Source organism: Isoptericola halotolerans, from assembly GCF_003003075.1.
Taxonomy (GTDB): Bacteria; Actinomycetota; Actinomycetes; order Actinomycetales; family Cellulomonadaceae; genus Isoptericola; species Isoptericola halotolerans_A.
On the sequence record NZ_PVTX01000008.1, the window covers coordinates 191,325 to 210,575 of the forward strand.

The window sequence follows — 19,251 nt, forward strand, 5'->3', positions numbered from 1 at the left end:
CTTCGACGCCGGTTTCCGTACGGCCCAACGACCCGAAACATTACCGGACCGACCGCCGGGATCCAAACCCGCGGCTCGGTGCCCTTCGTCACGTCCCACCCACGCCCGCGGGTCCGGGACGGGCTGACGGCGGGACGCGGACGTGGGACGCTGCTGGCATGTCGTCGACGCCCGACCCGCAATCGCCCGCCGACCGCGCCGCCTCCTTCTCGACGGGTGCGGACGTGTACGCCAGGGTCCGTCCCACGTATCCCGCCGACGCCGTGGACTGGATGGTCCCGCCGGACGCCGCCCAGGTCCTCGACCTCGGGGCCGGCACCGGCCTGCTGACCCGCCGGCTCGTCGAGCGCGGTCTGGACGTGGTCGCCGTCGACGCGTCCCGGCCGATGCTGGACGAGCTGGCCACCGCGCTGCCCGACGTCACCACCCACGTCGGCAGCGCCGAGGAGCTCCCGCTGCCGGACGCGTCGGTGGACGCGGTCGTCGTCGGGCAGGCCTGGCACTGGTTCGACGAGGCCCGCGCATCGGCCGAGATCGCCCGGGTGCTGCGCCCGGGCGGCGCCCTCGCCGTCGTCTGGAACGACCGTGACGAACGCATCGACTGGGTGAGCCGGTTCGGCGAGATCCTGCACACCGGGGACCAGCTCCAGCCGGACAGCGAGCAGAGCAGCGCCGCCCCCGCGCTCGGCGAGACGTTCGGCGAGGTCGAGGTAGCCGAGTTCCGCTGGCTGCACCACCTGCCGACAGCCGACCTGCGCGCCCTCGCCGGGTCGCGCAGCTACTTCCTGACGCTGCCCGAGCCCGAGCGCGACCGGCTGCTCCAGCGGGTCGACGACCTCGTCGTGACCCACCCGGACCTCGCGGGGACACAGGAGATCGCCATGCCGTACGTCACGACGGCGTACCGCGCGCGACGGCGCTGAGCCGGCGCGCCGCGGCCGACGGAGTCACCCCGTCGCGCCACACGACCCGCAGCCGCCGGGTGAGGTCGAGCCCGTCGACCCCGAGGGCGACGAGCCGGCCCGCCGCGACGTCGTCGGCCACCGTGAGGCCGGACAGCACCGCGACCTGACCCCCGTGCTGCACGGCGGCCTTCAGAGCGGACGTCGATCCGAACGTCGGCAGGTGCGCGGGCAGGGTCTCGCCGACGGCGGTGAGCGCCCGTTCCAGGATCTCCCGGGTGCCGGACCCGGTCTCGCGCAGCACCAGCCGGGCGCCGAGCAGCTCTCCCGGCCCCACCGACCGTCGGCGGGCCCAGGGATGGCCCGGGGCGACGACGGCGAGGAGCTCGTCGCGGGCCACGGTCCGGCTGCGCAGCCCTCGCCGCACCCCGAGGCTCTCGACGAACCCGAGCTGCGCTCCGCCGTCCAGCACGAGCTCCATGACGTCGTGCGAGTTGCGCACCAGCAGCTCGACGTCCGCGGCAGCGCCCTGCGCGGCCAGCTGGGCGAGCCACCGGGGCACCAGGTACTCCGCGACGGTCAGGCTCGCCGCGACCCGCAGGGCCGTCGTCGGGCCGGCCCGCAGGCCCGCGGCCGCCGTCTCGAACCGCTGGGACGCCTCGACGACCTCGCGCGCCCAGCCGGCGGCCGCCTGCCCGGTCGGGGTGAGGGCGGTGCCGCGCGCCCCGCGGGTCACCAGCTCGAGGCCCAGGCGTCGCTCCAGACGACGCAGCCCGGAGGACGCGGTCGGCTGGGCGACGCCGAGCGCACGGGCCGCGCCGCTGATCGAACCGTACGTGTCCACGGCGACCAGCAGCTCCAGCGAGGTCAGCGACGTCCGGTCCACCATAGGGCGAGTCTATGGATGGATCACGACCTCGTCCTTCCGGCCGACTCCGGGCGTGGCGAGGGTGGTCACATGCCCCGACTCCTGCCCGGTCTCGCCCTCACCGCCGGGGCGACCGTGGTGCTGCTCGGGCTCGCTCCCCTGCTGACCCGGACGGTCCCCGCCGCCTCGCCGCTGGTGCTGGCCCTGCTGACGGGCGCCGTGGCCGGTTCGGTGCTCGGGGCGCGGGGCCGGCGCTCCCCCGGCCGGCGCGGCGCCCGGTTCGCCGGTGCCGCCCGGCCGGGCGCCGACTGGGTGGCGCGGCACGTGCTGCGGGCGGGCGTGGTCCTGCTGGGGCTGCAGCTCTCGCTGGGCGACGTCGTCGCGCTCGGCTGGCGCGGCCTGACGGTCGTGACGCTCACCGTCGCGGTGACCTTCGGCGCCACCCTCGCGCTCGGTCCCCGGCTCGGCGTGCCGCGGGACACCACGCTCCTGGTCGCCACCGGCTTCTCGATCTGCGGGGCCGCCGCGGTCTCGGCCATGACCGGCGTGCTCGACCGCCTCCCCGACCGCCGCGACGACGACACCCCGCGGGACGCCGCCGCGGTCGCTCTGGCGCTGGTGGCGCTCTACGGGACCGCCGCCGTCGTCGTCCTCCCGCGGCTGGCCGGCCTGCTCGGCCTCACGGGCACCCAGGCCGGCCTCTGGATCGGCGCGAGCGTGCAGGAGGTCGCCCAGGTGGTCGCCGGCGCCGGGGGCCTGGCGGGCACCACCGCGCTCACGACCGCGACCGTGGCCAAGCTGGCCCGCGTGGTGCTCCTGGCACCGCTGGTGGCAGCCACGGGTGCGGTCCGGGCCCGCCGCGTGGCGCTCGCCGCACCCCACCGCACCGGCGCGCACGACGGCGGGACCCGCGTCGCCCTCGTCCCCGGGTTCGTGCTCGGGTTCCTCGGTGCCGCGGCGCTGCGCAGCCTCGGCGTGGTCCCCGGAACCGTGCTCGACGCGGCCGGCCAGGTCACGACGGCCCTGTTCGTCGCCGCCATGTTCGCCCTCGGCCTCGGCGTCGACGTGCCGCGCCTGGTGCGCACCGGCGGGCGCGCGCTGCTGCTCGGGGCGTGCTCCGCCGTCGTCGTCACCGGCACCGCGCTGGGCGCCGTCCTGCTGCTGGTGCCCTGAGCGCCCCGCCGGCCGGGAGCGGGCCGGGAGCCGGCCGGGTGCCTGCCGGGTGCCTCAGAGACCGAGGGCCGACGGCACCTCGGCGAGACCCGCGACGACGACGATCCCTGCCGTGCGCAGCGCACCGGCGTCGACCGCCTGCTCGTCGGCCCGGCGGGCGCCCGGCCGGTCGAGCCACACGCCCACCAGGCCGGCGTCGTGCGCCGCGCGGGCGTCGACCGTGGGCTCGTCGCCGACATAGGCGGTGCGCCCGGGCACGGAGCCCAGGCGCCGGACGCCCTCGACGAACACGTCCGGGTGCGGCTTGCCGTACCCGAGGGTGTCGAGTCCGACCAGCACCGGCAGGTCGATCCCGACGGCGGCGAGCTTGCGTTCCTGGAGCTCGACCGCCGCGTTGGTCACCACGCCGAGACGGACACCCGCGGCGCGCAGGCCGTCCACGAACGTCGCCGCGTCGTCGAACGGCCGCCACGACCGCTCGAACGTGCCCCAGAACAGCTCGTCCCAGGCGTCGAAGGCGTCCTCGCCCACCGGCGCGCCACCGAACGTCCGGTGCAGCAGGTCCGCCCGGAGCCGCCGCTGGGTGCGATGGTCCGTCTCGCCGCGCGTGTAGGCGCGGTAGTGACCCGCCGGGTCCGTCCGCCAGTGGTCGAGCACCGCCGCACGGTCGACGTCGCCCGGCAGGTGGGCCTCCGCGACGGCCGCGATCGCCGTCGCGAACGCCCCCCTGGTGTCGACCAGCGTGTCGTCCACGTCGAGCAGGACGGCGTCCACCCGGCCCGCGACGGCCCCGAAGGCCGTCACTGCGCGGGGGCCTGCGGCGGGTTCTCGGCCAGGCGTGCCAGGGCGGCGTCGACCCGGCCGAGGGTGCGCTCGCGGCCGAGCACCTCGAGCGACTCGAAGAGCGGCAGGCCGATCGTCCGGCCGGTGACGGCGACGCGCACCGGGGCCTGCGCCTTGCCGAGCTTGAGGCCGTGCTGCTCGCCCGTGGTGGCGACGGCGTCCTTCAGGGACTCCGCCTCCCACGGCTCGAGGTCCGCGAGGACGGCCCGGACGTCGGTGAGCAGCTCGACGGCGCCCGGCTTCATGGCCTTGTTCCAGGACTTCTCGTCCTCCACCGGCGCGTCGAGGAACAGGAAGTCGACGTTGTCGGTGATGTCGCTGAGCAACGCCACCCGGGACTGCGCCAGCGGCGCGACGGCGGCGAAGGCTGCGGCGTCGAACCGCTCCTCGGCCCACGGTGCGTGGGGAGCGCGCAGCCACGGCCCGACGGCGGCGACGAACTCGTCCACCGACATGGCGCGGATGTACTCGCCGTTGAACGCCGCGAGCTTCTTGAGGTCGAAGAACGCCGAGGCGCTGTTGACGTCCTCGATGCGGAACCGGGAGATCATCTCGTCGAACGGCAGGATCTCCTCGTCGTTGCCCGGCGCCCAGCCGAGCAGCATGAGGTAGTTGACCATCGCGGCGGGCAGGTAGCCGTCGGCGAGGTAGTCCTCGAGGGCCACCTTGTCGCGGCGCTTGGAGAGCTTCTGCCGCTTCTCGTTGACGATGACGGGCAAGTGCGCCCAGACCGGGGGCTGCGCGCCCAGCGCCTCCCACAGGAGCTGCTGCTTGGGGGTGTTGGGCAGGTGCTCCTCACCCCGGATCACGTGGGTGATGCCCTCGTCCAGGTCGTCGACGACGTTCGCCAGGAGGAACACGGGCGAGCCGTCACCGCGCGCCACCACGAAGTCCTCCATCGCGGAGTTCGGGAAGCTCGGGTTCCCGCGGATCAGGTCCACGACGGGCGTCTCGCCGTCGTCCGGCGTCCGGAAGCGCAGCGCGCGGCCGGGCGCCTCCTCGAGGCCGCGGTCGCGGCAGAAGCCGTCGTAGCCGGTCTGCTTGTTGCCGGTGCGCTCCGCGACGTCGTCACGGGTGCAGTCGCAGTAGTAGGCGCGCCCGGCCTCGCGGAGGCGGGCCGCCGCCTCGTGATGCTTGGTGACGTTCTCGGACTGGAAGTACGGCCCCTCGAACGTCGGGTCGTCGGCGTGCATGCCGAGCGCCGCGTGGGCGGCGAGGATGCCGTCGACCCACTCGGGCTTGTTGCGCGAGGCGTCGGTGTCCTCGATCCGCAGCACGAAGGTCCCGCCCGTCTGCTTGGCCACGGCCCAGTTGAACAGCGCGGAGCGCGCGCCGCCCACGTGGAACATGCCCGTCGGCGACGGGGCGAAGCGGACACGGACGTCGGAAGTACCAGGTGCGGGGATCACGGGCACAGCCTAGTTGCCGAGCGCCGCGGCACGTGCGTGGCGTAGGCCCCGGTCTACCGCCGGGTGAGGACCAGGTGCTCGTCGAACCGCAGCCGCTCGGCGTGCGCCACGACGAACCCGGCCGCAGCGACGGCGTCGTGCACCACGGAGGACGGGTGGACGACGAACCGCCAGTCGCTCCCCCGCAGACGCGGGTAGACGTTGACGAGCGGCGCCCAGGCCCGGACGGCCCAGGAGTCGCGCGGGTACGACACCACGAGGTGACGGCGGGCCTTGCTCGCCGCGGCGGTCAGGAGGCGCCGGGCGTCGGGATAGCAGCACACGACGCTGTGCAGGGCGACGACGTCGGCCGGGCCGACCAGCTCGGCACGGGTCACGATGTCCCCGGTCGCCCGGGTGACGCGGTCGGCGAGGCCGGCCTCGACCGCCAGGCCTCGGGCCGCGTCGTCGTAGGCGCCCGACAGGTCGACGCAGGTCGCGTGGCGCATGCCGGCCCGCAGCATCTCGAGGGAGAAGTCGCCGACGCCGCTGCCGACCTCCAGGAGCGTGCTGCCGGAGAGCACGCCGGCGCGGTAGAGCTCGACGGTGCGCCGCGGCAGGACCGTCAGCCCCGAGCGCCGGTACCTCCGGGCGGCGACGCGCGCCGCCCGCGAGTCGAAGACCCGGTCGTAGCCCTGCGGCTCGGGCTGGCAGCAGGACGACATGCGCTACCCGACCCGGGCCTGCACCCGGGCGCGGGCGAGCGCGACGGGCTCGGCGAGATCGGCGTCCGGCAGCCCGTCCACGGGCCACCAGCGCACGTCGAGCGACTCGTCGCTCACGGCGTGCCGGACGCCGGACGGCGCGACGGCGACGAACCGCACGTCGAGATGGCGCGCCCGGCCGTCCGGCCCGCAGAACGGCACGGCGTGCTCGTCGAGGTGCACCGGGACGGGGTCCAGGACCAGATCGAGGCCGGACTCCTCGACGGCCTCCCGCGCGGCCGCACCGACCAGGGAGGTGTCGCCCTCCTCGAGGTGGCCGCCGAGCTGGAACCAGCGCCGGGCCTTCGCGTGCAGGGTCAGCAGCACCGACGAGGCATCGGCGGACAGCACGATCGTCGACGCGGTGAGGTGGTCGGGCCGGCAACCGCGCAGGAGCCCGTCGACGTGCCGGTCGAGATGGGCGGTGAACCGGTCGCGCAGGGCCGCCTGCGCGACCGACGGCGGCTCCCAGGCGCGCAGCGCACCGAGCGCGTCGGGACGCGCCGCGCTGATCGCGGCCGGCGCGAGCCCGGTCGACACCATCTCAGACCTCGCGCCGCACCACGGGGTTGGCGAGCACACCGACCCCCTCGACCTCGCACTCCACGCGGTCGCCGGCCTCGATCGGGCCGACCCCGGCCGGGGTCCCGGTGAGCAGCACGTCGCCGGGCAGCAGCGTCATCGCCTTCGAGGCGTAGGACACCAGGTACGCGACGTCGAAGATCATCTGCGACGTGCGGCCGTCCTGCTTGGGCTCACCGTTGACGCGTGACCGCACCCCGACGTCCTCGGGGTCCAGGTCCGTGTCGATCCACGGGCCGAGCGGGCAGGAGGAGTCGAAGCCCTTGGCGCGCGCCCACTGGTCGTCGGTGCGCTGGGCGTCGCGCGCGGTGACGTCGTTCGCGACGGTGTACCCCAGGACGTAGGCCCGGGCGTTCTCCGGCTCGACGTCCTTGCAGACCTTGGAGATCACGACGGCGAGCTCCGCCTCGTAGGAGACCTCGCTGGTCCAGTCGGGCAGCACGATCGGGTCGTCCGGCCCGACGACCGCGGTGTTCGGCTTGAGGAACAGCAGCGGCGCAGCCGGCGCCTCGCTGCCCATCTCCTGGATGTGGTCCAGGTAGTTGCGGCCCACGGCCACGACCTTGGAGCGCGGGATCACCGGCGCGAGGAGTCGGACGCCGTCGCCGAGCTCGACCCGCTCCCCCGTCGGCATGGCGGGCATGTAGAGCGGGTCCCCGCTCAGCACGGCCAGGTAGGTGGTGTCCCCCTCGGACTGGACGAAGGCGAAGCGGGGGTCGTCGCCGGTGGTGAATCTCGCGATGCGCACGGGTCCAGGCTAACCGGCCGCGGTAATGTCACCATGCACAGCGCGGTCGTTGGCGACTCCGGGCGGCCGTCCCCGACGACCCTCCACGAAGGAGACCCCATGAGCACGCCTCCTCCCGAGCAGCCTGGTCAGGACCCCTACGGCCGGCAGCCTTCTGGCCCGCAGCCCTACGGTCAGCAGCCCGGTCAGCAGCAGCCCTACGGTCAGCAGCCGTACGGTCAGCAGCAGCCCTACGGTCAGCCCTCGTACGGCGGGCCCGCGTACGGCCAGCCGCAGCCCGCCTCCGAGAAGCGCGGGCTCGCGATCGCCGCGCTCGTGCTGGGCATCCTGGCGCTCCTCGGCGCCTGGATCCCGATCCTCAACGTCGGCTCGATCCTCCTCGGCATCGTCGGGCTGATCCTCGGCATCGTGGCCGTCGTCAAGGCGTCGAGGGGCGAGGCCGGAGGCAGGGTGATGGCGATGGTCGGCGCCGGCCTCTGCGCCCTGGCGATCGTGCTCTCGATCGTCACCAACGTGATCGCGTTCAACGCCGGCACGACGTTCATCGAGGAGAACCCCGAGATCCTGGAGGAGCTCGAGCAGAACATGGAGAACGGCTGACCGTCGGGGACAGTCGTGACATTTCACCCGTGGCGTTCGGCTGCTGCCCGGGTGAGCCCCGCTATGGTCGCGGCTTCCATCCCCCGACGAAGGACGACGCATGAGCACGCCCTCCGACGACGCGCAGACCACGGGTCAGCCCGCCGCACCGTTCAGCCACGCCACCGACCACGGCACACCGACGCCGTACGGGAACTCCCCGGGCGCCCCCACGCCACCGCCCGGCCAGCCGCCGGTCCCGGGCTCCTACGGCCCGCAGCAGCCGCGACCCGCGGCCGAGAGGCGGGGCCTGGCCATCACGGCGCTCGTGCTGGGCATCGTGGCACTGCTGGGCTGCTGGATCCCGTTCCTCAACATCGGCTCGGCGGTCGTCGGGATCGTCGGCGTCGTCCTCGGCATCGTCGCGATCGTCAAGGCCTCGCGAGGGACCGTCGGCGGCAAGGTGATGGCGATCGTCGGCACGGCGCTCTCGGCGCTGGCGATCGCGCTGTCGATCGTGATCTCCGTGGCGACTGCTGCGTTCGTGACCGCCACCGTCGAGGAGCAGTCGGACGTGATCGAGCAGAGCCTGCAGGACGCCGGCGTGGACCCGCAGGACCTCGAGGCCATCGCCTCCGGCGAGGCCACCAACGCCGGCGGGGTCGTCGGCTTCGCCGAGACGTACACCTACGCCGACGGCCTGGCGATCAGCGTCTCGGCGCCGGAGGAGTTCACGCCGGGCGAGTACGCCGTCGGTGTCGAGGGCGAGGGCACCCCGGTCGTCTTCGAGGTGACGATCGAGAACGGCACCGGAGCGGTCTTCGACCCGTCGCTGATGTACCCGGTCGTCGCCTCCGCCGGGACGGAGTCCGAGGCCGTCTACGACGACGGCATCGACATGCTGCCGAGCTCGAAGGTCCAGCCCGACAAGTCCCTGACCTACACGGTCGCGTACATGGTCGCGGACCCCAGCGACGTGCAGGTGGACCTCGAGCCGGGCTTCCTCGAGTACGACACGCTCACCGTCACGAGCTGACGCCTCCACGCAGCAGACCGCCCCCGTCGAGCTGCTCGGCGGGGGCGGTCTGCTGTGCAGGGTCTCAGGCCCGGGCGAGGACCTCGCCGTGGAGGATCGCGAACCAGCCGTCCGGCGAGTGCGCCCAGCCCAGCCAGTCCTGCGCGAGCTGCTCGAGCGCGACGTCGTCGGCCAGGTTCGACTCGACCGCCTGCCGCGCGAAGTTCGACTCGACGCAGCGCTCGGCCCAGAGCTGCCCCCACCACTCGCGGTCCGTGGGCGTGGCGTAGCACCACGACGAGGCGCTGGGCACGGCACCGGAGACGTCGAATCCGGCGTCGAGCACCCAGGAGAAGAGCCGCCGGCCCGCGTCGGGCTCGAACCCGTAGGCGTGCGTGACCTCGTGGTAGAGCGTGTTCCACTCCGTCAGCCCGGCGGACTCCGGGTACCAGGCCATGGCGGCGTAGTCGGCGTCGCGCACCGCGAGCAGCCCGCCGGGCTTGGCGACGCGCTTCATCTCGCGCAGCGCCGCGACCGGGTCCGACAGGTGCTGCAGGAGCTGGTGGGCGTAGACCACGTCGAAGGTGTCGTCGTCGAACGGCAGCTCGTAGGCGTTGGCCTGCTGGAACCGGACGTTGTGCGCACCGATGGCCTCGGCGTGCGAACGGGCCGCTTCGAGCACCGTCTCGGAGGCGTCCACGCCCACCACGTCCCCGCCCGCGACGATGCGGCCCAGGTCGGTCGTGACCGTGCCCGGCCCGCAGCCGACGTCGAGCACGTGCATGTCGTCGCGCAGGTGGGGCAGCAGGAAGCCGGCGGAGTTCTGCGCCGTGCGCGCCCGGTGGGCACGCAGCACCGACTCGTGGTGCCCGTGCGTGTAGGACTCGGACTCCTGGCTCGGCACCGTCTGGTGGGTGCTCGGGGCCTCGATCGCGTCGGAGAGCGCGGCGCCGTGCGGCTCGTCGGAGGCGCTCCCGTTCGGCCCGTCGGACGGGCTGCCGAAGCTCGGCGCCTCCGGGAACTCGGGCTCGGACTCCATCGGCAGATCGCTCATGAGCACAACCTAGTGAACGCGCCGCGCCGAGACACGCTGTTCTCACGAGACGGACGCTGCGGGATCATCGGCGCATGACCTTCGACGACGGCGCCCCGGCCCCGGACGCACCGGCGACGTCCCACGGGATCGCCGCGGCACTGCGCCGGGCCGGGACGCGCCTGCGAGGCGGTCCCGGCCGGGTGGCCGGTCTCGACGTCGCGCGCGGTCTCGCGGTGATCGGCATGTTCACGGCCCACGTCGGCGTGGTCGAGGGGCCGACGGCGTGGCTCGCCGTGGCGGACGGCCGCTCGTCGATCCTGTTCGCCCTCGTCGCCGGCGTCTCCCTCGCCGTGGTCACCGGCGGACCCCGGCCGATGACCGGCGACGCACTGGTGCACGCCCGCGCCCGCCTCCTGGTCCGGGCCGTGCTGCTCCTGGCGCTGGTCGGGCTCCTGGACCTGCTCGGTACCCGCGTGCTGCTCATCCTCGGGTTCTACGCCGCCTGCTTCGTGATCGCGCTGCCCTTCCTGCGCTGGGGTCCGCGGCGGCTGGCGCTCGCCGCCGCGGTGGTCGCCGTCGTCGGCCCGCTGCTCGCCTACTGGGTGCCGGAGCTCCTGGGCCTGGCAGGTCTGCGCCCGCCCCGCGACGGTTCCGGCGCGCTGACGGACTTCGTCGTCACGGGTCACTACCCCGCCGCGGTGTGGATGGCGTACGTCTTCGCGGGGATGGCCGTCGGGCGGTGCGACCTGCGCTCTGCCCGCCTCCGCGGCTGGCTGGTGCGCGGGGGTCTCGCGGCGACCGCCGTCGGGTACCTGGCGTCGTCGTCGCTCGTGGGGGTGTTCGACGGAGGGTCCGCTGCGGCATACCTCGTGCGCGCCGAGCCGCACGACAACACGTTCTTCGAGGTGGTCGGCTCAGGAGGCTTCGCCCTGACGGTGCTCGGCCTGTGCCTGTACGCCGGGCGCATCGGGTCGGTCGTGCTCGCGCCGCTGGCCGCCGTCGGATCCATGGCCCTGACCGTGTACTCGCTGCAGATCGTCGCGATCTGGCGGTGGGACCTGCTCGACTCGACGACGAACGGCCCGCTGGTGGCGATGATCCTCGTGACGCTCGCCGCCGCGAGCGCCTGGCGGGCGTTCCTCGGCCGCGGACCGTTCGAGCGGGTCGTCGGCGCCGTCGCGCTGCGGACGGCCCCGCCGCCGACGGCGGACCGTGCGGCGACCTGAGTCCCCGCCGGCGCGTCAGAGGGTCAGCTCGCCGCGCACCGCCGTGACGGTCGCCCCGCCCACCCACACGGTCCGGTCCGGCGCCCGGCGCACGTCCACCCGTCCGCGCCGGCCGATGGCCGTACCCTGCGAGGCCACGTACGCCTCCGGGAGCACCGACCCGGCGAGCCACTCGCCCAGCCCGGCGTTGAGCGACCCGGTCACCGGGTCCTCGGGCACACCGATCCCCGGCACGAAGGCGCGCACCTCGACGTCGGCGTCCCCCGCCCCCGGTGCGTGGGACCCCACGGCCCCGATCTTGAGGTCGCCGATCGCCTCGTGGTCGGGTGCGAGCGCCAGCACCGCGGCGGCGTCGACGAGGCGCACCGCGACCCACCCCGGCCCGTTGTCCACCCAGGCGGCGTCGACGACCTCGGAACGCTCGATCCGCAGCGCGCGGAGGACCCGTTCCAGGTCGCCGTCGGCGACGGGGCCGGAGCGGATCAGCGGCGGGCCCGCGAACGCCAGACGCCCACCGGAGGCGTCGACGGTGACGAGACCGACGCCGCACTCCTGCACGACGACGCCGTCCGAGGCGGGTCGCCCGCCGGCCTCCAGCCACGCGTGGGCGGTGCCCAGCGTGGGATGGCCGGCGAAGGGCAGCTCGCCCCCGGGAGTCCAGATGCGCACCCGGTAGTCGGCCGCCGGGTCCGTGGGACGTAGCAGGAAGGTGGTCTCCGACAGGTTCGTCCACCGGGCGAAGGCCGCCATCTGCTCGTCCGTGAGGGCGTCGGCGCCGTGCACCACGGCGACCGGGTTGCCCGTCAGGGGGCCGGAGCCGAAGACGTCGACCTGGCTGAACGCGTAGCTCGTCATGCGAGGCACCCTAGCGGCCCCGGCGAGGGCTCAGCCGGCGTAGCGCAGCAGCGTCCAGACGAGCGCCGAGAGCCCCACGAGCAGTCCCACGGCGGGGCCGTGCTGCTGGATCCAGGTGTCCTGGGGCACGTGCGGCGTGGGCTTGACGCCGTCCTGCTCCGCCTCGAGGTCCGACTGCGTCCCGATGGTGGCCATCGTCACCACCTCCCGTCCCTTCGAGCATACGCCGCCCCGTCCTACCCTGGCAGGGTGAGTCCCCCTGCCCCCGGCACCGTCGACGCACCCGAGCGCGTGCCGGGTATCGCCGTCGTCCGCGACTGGCGCGACCGGGCCACCGGGCACGCCGAGCGGGCGGACGCCCTGACGGCCGTCTGGCGCGACGCCCGCGACCGGGGCACGAAGCACGCGGTCGAGGACTTCCTCTTCACGTACTACCCCACCCGCGTGAGCCACCTGCGGCGGTGGCACGCCGGCGTGGGCGCCGCGGTTCCCGTGCCCCGCGACGACGAGCGGCACGGATGGCGCTGGTACCGCACCACGATGCTGCCCGACGGCGAGGACGGCGTCACGCTGGACGTCCCGGCGTTCCTCGCCGACCGGGGCGACGCGGTCCGCTACGTCCGCGCGCTCGTCGGCGCGACGGCGGCACGCCCCGGCACGTTCGGCTGCTTCGGGCTGCACGAGTGGGCCATGGTGTACCGGGACGCGGCCGCCGGCCGCGACCACCGGCACCCGCTCCCCCTGCGGCTCGGCCACGACGGGACGGACGCCGTCGTCGAGTCCCACCGCATCGGCTGCTCGCACATCGACGCCTACCGGTTCTTCACGCCCGAGGCGCGCGAGGCCAACGAGCTGCGCCCCACCCGCGAGCGCCAGGTCGCCATGGAGCAGCCGGGCTGCCTGCACGCCAACATGGACCTGTACAAGTGGGCCTCGAAGCTGGGCCCCGCCGTGCCCGGCGAGCTGCTGCTCGACTCCTTCGAGCTGGCCCGCGACATCCGGTACACCGACATGGCCGCCTCGCCCTACGACGTCTCCGCCGACGGCGTCGAGCCCGTCGCGATCGAGACCCCCGAGGGCAAGGCCGAGTACGTGCGCCGGCAGCGCGGGTTCGCCGCGCGCGCGAACGCCCTGCGGCACCGGCTCCTCGAGGTCTGCGACGCGCTGCTGGCCGGCTGAGCCGAGCCGCGCCGCGGCTCAGGCGGCCCCGGCACGGCGTGCGCGGTGCGCCGCCTGGGCGTTGCGGTTGGTGCAGGTGACGGAGCAGTAGCGGCGCGACCGGTTGCGGGACAGGTCGAGCACGACGCCGGAGCAACCGGCGTCGGCGCAGACGTCCAGCCGGGAGTGCTCGTCGGCCCGGACGACGTCGACCATCGCCATCGCGGTCTCCGCGAGGATGCGGTCCGCCAGCGGGGCGTCGTCGTCCACGGCGTGCAGGTGCCAGTCCTCGTGCTCGTGGCGCACGAGGCGGGGCACGGCCCCGACGTCGGCGAGCATCGCGTTGACGAGCGGTGCGACGGCGTCGCGGTCGGCGAGCAGCAGCGCCCGTAGCCGCGGGGCGAGGGCGAGGACGGCGGCGAGCTCGTCGGCGGTCCGGTCGTGCCGCCCGGTGTACCCGTGGCGCCGGAAGAACGCCTCGAGGTCGGCCACCGTGGTGAGGGTGACGGGCGGTTCGACGGCGTTGACGAGCTCGGCCGCCGACTGCAGCGCCCCCACGGTGTCAGGCGTGAAAGACATGTTGACACGTTATCAGGGACGCCCGTAGTGTCATGAGCCATGAATCCGATGACGCATGACGACGCCGTCCGTCGCTCACGGACGAGCGCGGGGCTCGCCCTCGCCATGGTCTCGGCCATCAGCTTCAGCCTGTCCGGACCGCTCGCCGGGGCCCTCTTCGCCACCGGCTGGACCCCCGGCGCCGTCGTCCTCGTCCGGATCACGATCGGCGCGGCCGTGCTGCTGCCGTTCGGCGTCGTCGCGCTGCGGGGCGACTGGGGTGTTGTGCGCCGCAACGCCCGGCTCATCACCCTCTACGGGCTGCTCGGCGTCGCAGCCACGCAGTTCTGCTACTTCGCCGCGGTGCAGCACATGCAGGTGGGCCCGGCGCTGCTGGTCGAGTACTCGGCGCCGGCGGCCGTCGTCGTCTGGCTCTGGCTGCGCCACGGCCAGCGGCCCGCCCCCGCCACGTTCGGCGGCATCGCGCTCGCTCTCGCCGGCCTCGCCCTGGTCCTCGACCTCACCGGGGCCCGCGTCTCGCTCGTCGGCACGGCCTGGGCGCTCGGCGCCATGGTCGGGGCGTCGGCCTACTTCCTGATCAACGCGCGCGCGGACACCGGCCTGCCGCCCCTGAGCCTGGCCGCCGGCGGGCTCACGGTCGGAGCCGTCGCCCTCGGAGCGCTCGCCGCCGTCGGGCTGCTCCCCGTGACGGCATCGACCGCTCCGGCCTCACTCGGCGGGTCGGACGTGCCCTGGTGGACCGTCCTCGCCGTCCTCGGGCTCGTCACGGCCGGGGTCGCGTACGTGACCGGCATCGCCGCCGGGCGTCGCCTCGGCGCCCGCGTGGCCGCTTTCATGGGCCTGCTCGAGGTGCTCAGCGCGGTGCTGCTCGCCTGGGCGCTGCTCGGCGAGCTGCCGAGCCCCGTCCAGCTGGTCGGCGGAGCGCTGGTGCTCGCCGGCGTCGTCGTGGTCCAGCAGGGCGAGGCCGCGACGGCACGCCGCGCCGCCCTCCTCGCCGCGAGCGCCTGACCTCGGCGAGGATGGCCCGCATGCCCCTCCCTCTCGCCGCCGCGCCGCGAGGTCCTGTCGAGGTCCCGCCCGCCGTCCGGGCGCTCGCCGCGGGCGCCGCGGTCGACCCCGTCTGGCGCAACCAGCTCGGCGGACTGACGTTCCGCCTCACCGGCACCTCCGGGACGCGGTACGTGAAGTGGGTGGCGACCGGCACCCCGGAGCTCGACCTCGACGCCGAGGCCGCGCGGCTCGCCTGGGCGGGCCGCTACGCCGTCGTGCCCCGCGTGCTCGGCAGCGGGCACGACGAGGACGGCTCCTGGCTGGTCACGGCCGGCTTGCCGGGCCGGTCCGCCGTCGACCCGGCCTGGCTGGCCCGGCCCGAGACCGCCGCCCGCGCGATCGGAGCGGGGCTGCGGTCCCTGCACGACTCCCTGCCCGTCGACGAGTGCCCGTTCACCTGGAGCGTCGAGGAACGTGTCGCCCGGCTCGACGGGTCCGCGCGCGGGCAGGCCGGTCCGGCCCCGGCGATCGACCGCCTCGTCGTCTGCCACGGTGACGCGTGCGCCCCCAACACGCTCGTGGCCGACGACGGCGCGCCGGCCGGGCACGTCGACCTCGGCACGCTCGGGGTGGCCGACCGGTGGGCCGATCTGGCGACGGCGAGCATGAGCCTGGGCTGGAACTACGGCGAGGGGCACGAGGCAGCCTTCTTCGCGGCGTACGGCATCGCCCCCGACGCCGAGCGGATCACGTTCTACCGGCGGCTGTGGAACCTGGGCTGACCGCGCCGCCCTACGGGGGAATGCGTAGAGATCCGGGGTGGGAGCCGCGACGTTGACGGGTTTCACCCGATGTGCGGATCGTTGCCGCGGCCTAGCGTCGAATTTGTCCAGACACCTGACGAACAGGAGACGCACGATGCGATGGCGCACAGCACTGGTCGCGGCGGTCACCGGCCTGTTGGCCCTGCTCGCCCCCCTGGCGGTGGCCCCGACGGCCAACGCGCACGGGTGGATCACCAACCCGCCCAGCCGGCAGGACCACTGCAGCAACGGCAACCTGTCCTTCGACTGCGGCGGGCTGCAGTACGAGCCGCAGAGCGTCGAGGCCCCCAAGGGCTCGATGCAGTGCTCAGGCGGCAGCGGGTTCGACATCCTCGACGACGAGAGCAAGCCCTGGCCGCGCACCACCATCGGCTCCTCGGTGACGATGCGCTGGCAGCTCACGGCCATGCACTCCACCAGCACGTGGGAGTACTTCGTGGACGGCGTGCTGCACCGGACGTTCGACGACGGCGGCGCACGCCCCGACGCCGTCGTCGAGCACACGCTCGACAGCCTGCCGGCCGGTGACCACACGATCCTCGCCCGCTGGAACGTGGCGGACACCGCGATGGCGTTCTACGCCTGCGTCGACGTGACGGTCGGCAGCGGCGGCGGCCAGCCGGACCCGGACCCCGAGCCGGACCCGGAGCCGGAGCCCGGCGACTGCCAGGCGGCCGCCTGGGACCCCGCGGCGGCCTACCTGAACGGCGACCAGGTCTCGCACGAGGGCCGGGAGTACCAGGCCAAGTGGTGGACCCGTGGCGAGGACCCCTCGACCGCCGGTGACTGGGGCGCCTGGAGCGACCTCGGCGCCTGCTGACCCTCCGCCACCGTCTGATCGGCACGTCGTGCCCGGTTCGGCAGTTCGAACTGCCGAATCGGGCACGACGTGCCGATCAGACGTCCAGTGCGGACAAGGCTGGGACAATGAGCGCGATGACTGCCACCGACGCTCCCGCTGCCTCCTCGACCACCCCGCGTCCCGCCGGCACGCTGCTGCCCTACCTGCCCGCCCCGACGGGCCGGGCGCCGGAGCCGGACGTGCTCTTCGAGGGCTTCGGCGAGTGGGCGACGTCGACCGGCCGGAGCCTCTACCCGCACCAGGAGGAGGCGCTGCTCGAGCTCATGACGGGCTCGCACGTCGTCCTGGCGACGCCGACCGGGTCCGGCAAGTCCATGGTGGCGATGGGCGCGCAGTTCGCGGCGCTGGCCGCCCGGCGTTCCGGGCTCGGCGGGCGGACCTACTACACCGCGCCGCTCAAGGCGCTGGTCAGCGAGAAGTTCTTCGACCTGGTCGCGGCGTTCGGCTCCCGCAACGTCGGGATGATGACGGGCGACTCGGCCGTCAACGCGGACGCGCCGATCATCTGCTGCACCGCGGAGATCCTCGCCAACCTCGCACTGCGCCGGGGCGCCGGCACGCCGGGCGACGAGGACTTCATCGCCCAGGTCGTGATGGACGAGTTCCACTACTACGGCGACCCGCAGCGCGGCTGGGCGTGGCAGGTACCCCTGCTCGAGCTGCCGCACACCCAGTTCGTGCTGATGTCCGCGACGCTCGGCGACACCACCCGGCTGCGCGAGGACCTCGAAGAACGCTCCGGCCGTCCCGTGGCGGAGGTCGCCGACGCCGAGCGGCCCGTCCCGCTGACCTTCTCCTACGTCCAGGACCCGCTGCCCGAGGTGATCGAGGAGCTCGTCACCACGCACCGGGCGCCCGTCTACGTGGTCCACTTCACGCAGAAGGACGCCGTCGACCGCGCCCAGGCGCTGCTCAGCAGCAAGCTCGCCTCCAAGGAGGAGAAGGCCGCGATCGCGGCGGAGATCGGGGCGTTCCGGTTCGGCACCGGGTTCGGCAAGGTGCTCAGCAAGTACCTGCGCGCGGGGGTGGGTGTCCACCACGCCGGGATGCTGCCCAAGTACCGCCGCCTCGTGGAGCGCCTCACGCAGCGCGGGCTGCTCAAGGTCGTGTGCGGCACGGACACCCTGGGCGTCGGCATCAACGTGCCCATCCGCACCGTGCTCATGACGTCGCTGGTGAAGTTCGACGGCGAGCGGATGCGCCACCTCACCGCACGCGAGTTCCACCAGATCTCCGGCCGAGCCGGGCGCGCGGGCTACGACACCCTCGGCGAGGTGATCGTCATGGCCCCCGAGCACGTCATCGAGAACCGCAAGGCCGTCGCCAAGGCGGGGGACGACCCGAAGAAGCTCAAGAAGCTGGTCCGCAAGAAGGCCCCGTCGGGCTCCGTCAACTGGACGGACTCCACCTTCGAGCGCCTCCGCGACGCGCCGCCCGAGCCCCTGGCCAGCCAGTTCCACGTCAACCACGCGATGGTGCTCAACGTGCTCGCCCGCACCCGCGACGAGCGCGCGTCGGACGAGGCCGGCTCCGTCGACCCGGTCGAGGCGATGCGGCACCTGCTCACCACCAACCACGACAGCGCCGCGCAGCAGGCCGAGCACGTGCGCCAGGCGCTGCGCATCTACCGCTCGCTGCGGGTCGCCGGCGTGGTCGAGCGGGTGCGCGTCCCGGACCCGGCACGCCCGGCCGGCTATCGGCCGAGCGTCCGGCTCGAGGTCGACCTCCCCCGCGACTTCGCGCTCAACGCCCCGCTGTCGCCCTTCGCCCTGGCGGCCATGGACCTGCTCGACGTCGACTCCCCCACGCACGCCCTCGACGTCGTCTCCGTCATCGAGGCGACCCTCGACGACCCGCGCCAGATCCTCTACGGCCAGCAGCGCAAGGCCCGCGGCGAGGCGGTCGCGGAGATGAAGGCCGAGGGCATCGAGTACGACGAGCGCATGGAGCTGCTCGAGGAGGTCACCTGGCCCCGCCCCCTGGCCGAGCTGCTCGAGCCGGCGTTCGCGCAGTACAAGCAGACCAACCCGTGGGTCGCCGGTGCCGAGCTCGCCCCCAAGTCCGTGGTGCGGGACATGCTCGAGCAGGCCATGACGTTCGGCGAGCTCGTCAGCGTCTACGGCCTCGAGCGCACCGAGGGCGTGGTGCTGCGCTACCTGGCCGACGCGTTCCGGGCGATCCGCCAGGTGGTCCCGGAGGAGCACCGCACGGAGGACGTCCACGAGGTCGTCGAGTGGCTCGGTGAGCTCGTGCGCGGCGTCGACTCCTCGTTGCTCGACGAGTGGGAACGGCTCCAGAACCCCGTGGACGACGACGCCGACAGCGTCGTCGACGGCGAGCTCGCCGAGGCCGGTGCCGAGGCCCCCGCCCGGCCGGTGACCGGCAACCCGCGGTCCTTCCGCCGCCTGGTGCGCAACGCCATGTTCCGCCGCGTCGAGCTTGCCGCCCGCGAGGACTACGACGGTCTGGAGGCCCTCGACAAGACCTCCGGCTGGGACGGCGACGCCTGGGCCGACGCCCTCGAGGACCTCTTCGAGTCCCAGGGCGACGACGCGATCGGGTTCGGCGCGAACGCCCGCGCCACGGCCCTGCTGACCATGCTCGAGCCGGGCGCCGAGCTGCCGTCCGGCGCTCCGCCGTCGGACACCCGCACCGTGCCCGCCGGCGCCTGGTGGGTGCGCCAGGTGCTCGACGACGCCGACGGGGACCGCGACTGGGCGATCACCGCCCTGGTGGACCTCGCCGCGAGCGACGAGGCGGGCGCACCGGTGGTGAGCATCCTGCACGTGGGCCGCTTCGGGTCGTAGGTCGCAGACGTCCGGGATGTCCACGGGCGGGTTGCGGGCACCCGGCGGCAGC

The 19,251-nt window shown here is 74.1% G+C and carries 20 protein-coding genes; 10 read left to right on the forward strand and 10 right to left on the reverse strand.

Annotated elements, in window-relative coordinates; translation table 11 throughout:
• Positions 1-158 precede the first annotated feature (158 nt).
• Entirely contained in the window at positions 159-923 is a 765-nt protein-coding gene (locus BCL65_RS12845; RefSeq protein WP_106268621.1) for a class I SAM-dependent methyltransferase, read from the forward strand.
• On the opposite strand, the gene BCL65_RS12850 is transcribed toward BCL65_RS12845, so the two are convergent.
• The gene (locus BCL65_RS12850) at positions 892-1,791 is read right to left on the reverse strand and encodes a LysR family transcriptional regulator (RefSeq protein ID WP_106268623.1); all 900 of its coding nucleotides are present in this window, start codon (positions 1,789-1,791) and stop codon (positions 892-894) included. The two genes, BCL65_RS12845 and BCL65_RS12850, sit on opposite strands and share 32 nt — an antisense overlap.
• Before the next feature lie 69 nt (positions 1,792-1,860).
• Here BCL65_RS12850 and BCL65_RS12855 point away from each other — a divergent pair, with 69 nt between their 5' ends.
• On the forward strand, positions 1,861-2,943 hold the full coding sequence (locus BCL65_RS12855; RefSeq protein WP_106268739.1) for a YeiH family protein: 1,083 nt from the start codon (positions 1,861-1,863) through the stop codon (positions 2,941-2,943).
• Positions 2,944-2,997: 54 nt separating this feature from the next.
• On the opposite strand, the gene BCL65_RS12860 is transcribed toward BCL65_RS12855, so the two are convergent.
• The 5 genes from BCL65_RS12860 to BCL65_RS12880 are packed head-to-tail and all read right to left on the reverse strand — an operon-like array spanning position 2,998 to position 7,268.
• Entirely contained in the window at positions 2,998-3,747 is a 750-nt protein-coding gene (locus tag BCL65_RS12860; protein ID WP_106268625.1) for an HAD family hydrolase, read from the reverse strand.
• On the reverse strand, positions 3,744-5,195 hold the full coding sequence (gene gltX / locus BCL65_RS12865; protein WP_243401039.1) for a glutamate--tRNA ligase: 1,452 nt from the start codon (positions 5,193-5,195) through the stop codon (positions 3,744-3,746). Before gltX ends, BCL65_RS12860 begins: the two co-directional genes overlap by 4 nt.
• Positions 5,196-5,248: 53 nt before the next feature.
• Positions 5,249-5,899 (reverse strand): class I SAM-dependent methyltransferase, encoded by a 651-nt coding sequence (locus BCL65_RS12870; RefSeq protein WP_106268627.1) that lies wholly within the window; start codon positions 5,897-5,899, stop codon positions 5,249-5,251.
• Positions 5,900-5,902: 3 nt separating this feature from the next.
• A complete protein-coding gene (locus tag BCL65_RS12875) occupies positions 5,903-6,481 on the reverse strand; it encodes an NUDIX hydrolase (RefSeq protein ID WP_106268629.1) in 579 nt (192 codons plus the stop codon).
• A 1-nt stretch (position 6,482) separates the two neighbouring features.
• Positions 6,483-7,268, reverse strand: coding sequence for a fumarylacetoacetate hydrolase family protein (locus tag BCL65_RS12880; protein ID WP_106268631.1), 786 nt, complete (start codon positions 7,266-7,268; stop codon positions 6,483-6,485).
• A 99-nt stretch (positions 7,269-7,367) separates the two neighbouring features.
• Here BCL65_RS12880 and BCL65_RS12885 point away from each other — a divergent pair, with 99 nt between their 5' ends.
• Entirely contained in the window at positions 7,368-7,868 is a 501-nt protein-coding gene (locus tag BCL65_RS12885) for a DUF4190 domain-containing protein (RefSeq protein WP_106268633.1), read from the forward strand.
• Positions 7,869-7,968: 100 nt separating this feature from the next.
• A complete protein-coding gene (locus BCL65_RS12890; protein WP_106268635.1) occupies positions 7,969-8,883 on the forward strand; it encodes a DUF4190 domain-containing protein in 915 nt (304 codons plus the stop codon).
• A 64-nt stretch (positions 8,884-8,947) separates the two neighbouring features.
• Here BCL65_RS12890 and BCL65_RS12895 read toward each other — a convergent pair whose 3' ends face one another.
• Positions 8,948-9,766, reverse strand: coding sequence for a class I SAM-dependent methyltransferase (locus BCL65_RS12895; protein ID WP_243401043.1), 819 nt, complete (start codon positions 9,764-9,766; stop codon positions 8,948-8,950).
• 224 nt (positions 9,767-9,990) lie between these two features.
• Between BCL65_RS12895 and BCL65_RS12900 the strand changes: the two genes are divergently transcribed.
• Complete coding sequence (locus tag BCL65_RS12900) at positions 9,991-11,124, forward strand: heparan-alpha-glucosaminide N-acetyltransferase domain-containing protein (RefSeq protein ID WP_106268639.1); 1,134 nt, start codon at positions 9,991-9,993, stop codon at positions 11,122-11,124.
• A 15-nt stretch (positions 11,125-11,139) separates the two neighbouring features.
• On the opposite strand, the gene BCL65_RS12905 is transcribed toward BCL65_RS12900, so the two are convergent.
• The gene (locus tag BCL65_RS12905; RefSeq protein WP_106268641.1) at positions 11,140-11,979 is read right to left on the reverse strand and encodes a PhzF family phenazine biosynthesis protein; all 840 of its coding nucleotides are present in this window, start codon (positions 11,977-11,979) and stop codon (positions 11,140-11,142) included.
• 30 nt (positions 11,980-12,009) lie between these two features.
• On the reverse strand, positions 12,010-12,174 hold the full coding sequence (locus BCL65_RS18035; RefSeq protein WP_165800020.1) for a hypothetical protein: 165 nt from the start codon (positions 12,172-12,174) through the stop codon (positions 12,010-12,012).
• A 96-nt stretch (positions 12,175-12,270) separates the two neighbouring features.
• On the opposite strand from BCL65_RS18035, the gene BCL65_RS12910 reads away from it, so the two are divergent.
• On the forward strand, positions 12,271-13,158 hold the full coding sequence (locus tag BCL65_RS12910; RefSeq protein WP_106268643.1) for a 3-methyladenine DNA glycosylase: 888 nt from the start codon (positions 12,271-12,273) through the stop codon (positions 13,156-13,158).
• 18 nt (positions 13,159-13,176) lie between these two features.
• Here the strand turns inward: BCL65_RS12910 and BCL65_RS12915 are convergent, their stop codons facing one another.
• Positions 13,177-13,716, reverse strand: a complete 540-nt coding sequence (locus tag BCL65_RS12915) for a CGNR zinc finger domain-containing protein (RefSeq protein WP_106268645.1) — start codon at positions 13,714-13,716, stop codon at positions 13,177-13,179.
• A 39-nt stretch (positions 13,717-13,755) separates the two neighbouring features.
• Between BCL65_RS12915 and BCL65_RS12920 the strand changes: the two genes are divergently transcribed.
• From BCL65_RS12920 to BCL65_RS12935, 4 genes are all read left to right on the forward strand, one after another.
• On the forward strand, positions 13,756-14,724 hold the full coding sequence (locus BCL65_RS12920) for an EamA family transporter (RefSeq protein WP_106268647.1): 969 nt from the start codon (positions 13,756-13,758) through the stop codon (positions 14,722-14,724).
• A 20-nt stretch (positions 14,725-14,744) separates the two neighbouring features.
• The gene (locus tag BCL65_RS12925) at positions 14,745-15,488 is read left to right on the forward strand and encodes an aminoglycoside 3'-phosphotransferase (protein ID WP_106268649.1); all 744 of its coding nucleotides are present in this window, start codon (positions 14,745-14,747) and stop codon (positions 15,486-15,488) included.
• 136 nt (positions 15,489-15,624) lie between these two features.
• Positions 15,625-16,350, forward strand: coding sequence for a lytic polysaccharide monooxygenase (locus tag BCL65_RS12930; RefSeq protein WP_106268650.1), 726 nt, complete (start codon positions 15,625-15,627; stop codon positions 16,348-16,350).
• A gap of 116 nt (positions 16,351-16,466) precedes the next feature.
• Positions 16,467-19,199 (forward strand): DEAD/DEAH box helicase, encoded by a 2,733-nt coding sequence (locus BCL65_RS12935; RefSeq protein WP_106268652.1) that lies wholly within the window; start codon positions 16,467-16,469, stop codon positions 19,197-19,199.
• The last annotated feature ends 52 nt before the right edge of the window (positions 19,200-19,251 follow it).